The organism is Pseudomonas huaxiensis, assembly GCF_003231275.1.
Lineage (GTDB): Bacteria > Pseudomonadota > Gammaproteobacteria > Pseudomonadales > Pseudomonadaceae > Aquipseudomonas > Aquipseudomonas huaxiensis.
Genome location: NZ_QKVL01000098.1, coordinates 1 through 3165, shown reverse-complemented (window position 1 = coordinate 3165; position 3165 = coordinate 1). Strand labels below are relative to the sequence as shown.

Sequence of the window (3165 nt, the reverse complement as noted above, 5' to 3'; positions counted from 1 at the left end):
TACCCGCAACACACCCACTTCGACGGATTGAACAGGGGAGACAGCAACCATGGCGGCGAAAGCGAATACCCAGTTCTTCACCATCCTCGCCCAGGACCCGGCGGTGGCCAGCCCGGACGGCACGCCGCTGTTCGCCAAGGTCAGCGTGCCGCTGGAGTCACTGGCGGACGGGCCCACCGGCTACCGGGTCAAGGTGATCGACTTCGACGCCTCGGCCAATCGCCTGTACATCCCGCACACCTACCAGCAGGCGCCAGGCGATAAGGCCGTCGACCCCTTCGATCCGCCGCAGGCCGGCGTGCTGGCAGACCCGCGCTTTCACTGCCAGCAGGTCTACGCGGTGGTCATGCGTACCCTGTCGCGCTTCGAACTGGCGCTGGGCCGACGGATTGCCTGGGGCTTCGACGGGCACCAGTTGCACATCGTCCCCCACGCCTTCGTCGAGGCGAATGCCTTTTACTCGCGGGACGACCGCGCGCTGATGTTCGGTTACTTCCAGGACGGCGACGACTGGGTGTTCACCGCCCTCTCCCACGACATCGTTGCCCACGAGGCAACCCACGCCATCCTCGACGGCCTGCGCGCCGGCTTCATGAACGCCTCGGGCCCGGACCAGGCGGCTTTTCATGAAGGCTTCGCCGATGTGGTGGCGCTGCTCTCGGTGTTTTCCCTGCGCGAGGTGATCGAGTTCGCCCTGACCCGCTATCGCGGCGTGGATATCCAGCAACAGGACGGCGTGCGCCTGATCGACGGCGACGCCCTGGAAATCGACGCCCTGGCCGACACCCTGCTGTTCGGCCTCGGCAAGCAGTTCGGCCAGGCCATGACCGGCCTGCGCGCCAACCCGCTGCGCCGTTCGGTGCAACTGCGCCCGTCCACCGACTACCTCGACAGCCCCGACTACGCCGAGCCCCACAGCCGTGGTGAGATCTTCGCCGCGGCCATGCTGCGCAGCATGCTGGAGCTGTGGGTGGCGCGACGCAAATCCCTCGGCACCTTCGGCAACAACCGCTACAACCTCGACGCGGTCATCGACGAAGGCGCCAAGGCCGCCGACCAGTTGCTGACCATCGCTATCCGCGCCCTCGATTACGCGCCGCCGCTGGACCTGGAATTCGGCCACTACCTGGCCGCGCTGCTCACCGTGGACGCCGAAGTGGCGCCGGACGATTCGCGCTACAGCTACCGGCAGATCATCCGCGACACCTTCGCCGCCTACGGCATCCAGGTGCCCGCCGGGCGCACCGACGCCGATGGCTGCTGGCTGACCTTCGCCGACAACGAGAAGATCCAGTACCGCAGCAGCCACTTCGACTCGATGCTGCGCGACTCCGAAGAAGTGTTCCGTTTCATCTGGGAAAACCGCGAAACGCTGCACATCGACACCGACGCTTACACCGAGGTGACCTCAGTCCGCCCCAGCCTGCGCTTCGGCCCGGATGGCTTCATCCTGCGCGAGACGGTCTGCGAGTACACCAGCCGGGTCAATCTGTTCGGCGCCGAGTTCAAGGCGGTGTTCAAGGAACCGCGCCCGGCGTGGATGACGACCACCGACGCGATGACCGTGTATGGCGCCGGAACGCTGATTTTCGATCAGTACGGGCGCATCAAGTACCACATCGACCGCCCGCTGACCGATGCCCGCTGGCAGGTGCGGCGCCTGGAATGGCTGTACGGTCCCGAGAGCAACGGCGCGGCACCTGGCTCCGCCGCCGACCTGGTGCGCATCCACCGGGCCCGGGCCATGCAGCCGCCCGCCGGGGAGGTGCAGTCATGAGCCCGGTCCGCCTGCATTTGTTCGCCTACCAGGTGGGTTTCGGCGACTGCTTCCTGCTGCGCTTCGTCTACCCGGACGACAGCCAGCGCCATGTACTGATCGACTTCGGCACCGTAAGCATGCCCAAGGGCGTGAGCAAGTCCGGTCAGATACTCAAGATCGCCAACGACATCAAGGACCGTTGCGGCGGCAAGCTGCAGGCGCTGGTGGCCACCCATCGCCACGCCGACCATATCAGCGGCTTTACCCCCGGCAAGGACGGCCAGGGACCGGGCGATATCATTCGCGCCCTGGAGCCGGACGTGGTCCTGCAACCCTGGACCGAGCAACCGGACCTCCCGGAAAAAGCCACCGCGCCGCTGGCCAGTGCCCATGCCCAGGCTCTGGATGGCATGAACCAGCTCGCCGAAAACCTCACCGAACGCCTGAAAACCCAGCCCAAGGGCCTCAGTCCGGAACAGGCCCGGCGCCTGGGCTTCCTCGGCGAGAACAACATCAAGAACAAGGCTGCAGTGAAGAACCTAATCGACATGGGCAACCGCCCTGGCGCCCGCGCCGCCTACGCCCACTACGGCACCGACGATCCGCTGGCCGACGTGCTGCCGGGGGTCACCACCCTGGTCCTCGGCCCGCCAACGGTGGAACAAAGCGCGGAAGTCCGCCGCCAGGCCAAGGACGATCCGCAATACTGGCTGCGCCAGCCAGAGCTGCTGTTCGGCCAGCGGGTCAGCCGCGGCGCCAGCACCTCGCCGTTTCCAGAGGCGCCCTATAGCCCGGGCGGCAAGCTGCCACGGCGGGCGCGCTGGATCGCCCAGCGTGTGCGCGAGAGTCGCGGCACGCAATGGATGTCGATCGTCACCGCGCTGGACAAGGCGATGAACAACACCAGCCTGATCCTGCTGTTCGAGGTCGGCGACAAGAAACTGCTGTTCCCCGGCGATGCGCAGATCGAGAATTGGCGCTATGCCCTCAGCCAGCCCGGCGTCGCCGAACGGCTGGGCTCGGTGGACCTGTACAAGGTCGGCCACCATGGCAGCCGCAACGCGACGCCGAAAAACCTGTGGGATGACTTCCACAAGAAAGGCAACGCCGACAAGCCCGGGCGCCTGACCAGCGTGCTGTCCACCCTGCCCGAGCAGTACGGCAGCAAGGACGAGGCCGGCAACACCGAAGTGCCAAGGCGCACCCTGCTTGAAGCACTGGCCAAGGACTCGCACCTGCACGACACCGAGCGTTTGGCGCCGGACCAGCTTTACGACGAAGTCATTATTGATCTGTAAGGAATGCTTATGGCGGCGTTTTTTCAGCGCTCCCAAGATCGAGCGCCGCCCGCGCGGCGCATCGCGAGCTAGCTCGCTCCTACACAGTTTCCCCGCGATTCATCGCCA

2 protein-coding genes are annotated in these 3165 nt (G+C 66.0%); both read left to right on the top strand.

Annotated features, from left to right (window positions below; all coding sequences use genetic code 11):
• Positions 1-49: 49 nt before the first annotated feature.
• Positions 50-1777, top strand: coding sequence for a gluzincin family metallopeptidase (locus DM374_RS32195; protein ID WP_110973499.1), 1728 nt, complete (start codon positions 50-52; stop codon positions 1775-1777).
• Entirely contained in the window at positions 1774-3057 is a 1284-nt protein-coding gene (locus DM374_RS32190) for a ComEC/Rec2 family competence protein (RefSeq protein WP_110973498.1), read from the top strand. The genes DM374_RS32195 and DM374_RS32190 overlap by 4 nt, the downstream gene beginning before the upstream one ends.
• Positions 3058-3165: the final 108 nt, after the last annotated feature.

Coding starts and splice junctions, on each gene's coding strand:
- DM374_RS32195 (WP_110973499.1), top strand. CDS start 50: ATGGCGGCGAAAGCGAATACCCAGTTCTTCACCATCCTCGCCCAGGAC.
- DM374_RS32190 (WP_110973498.1), top strand. CDS start 1,774: ATGAGCCCGGTCCGCCTGCATTTGTTCGCCTACCAGGTGGGTTTCGGC.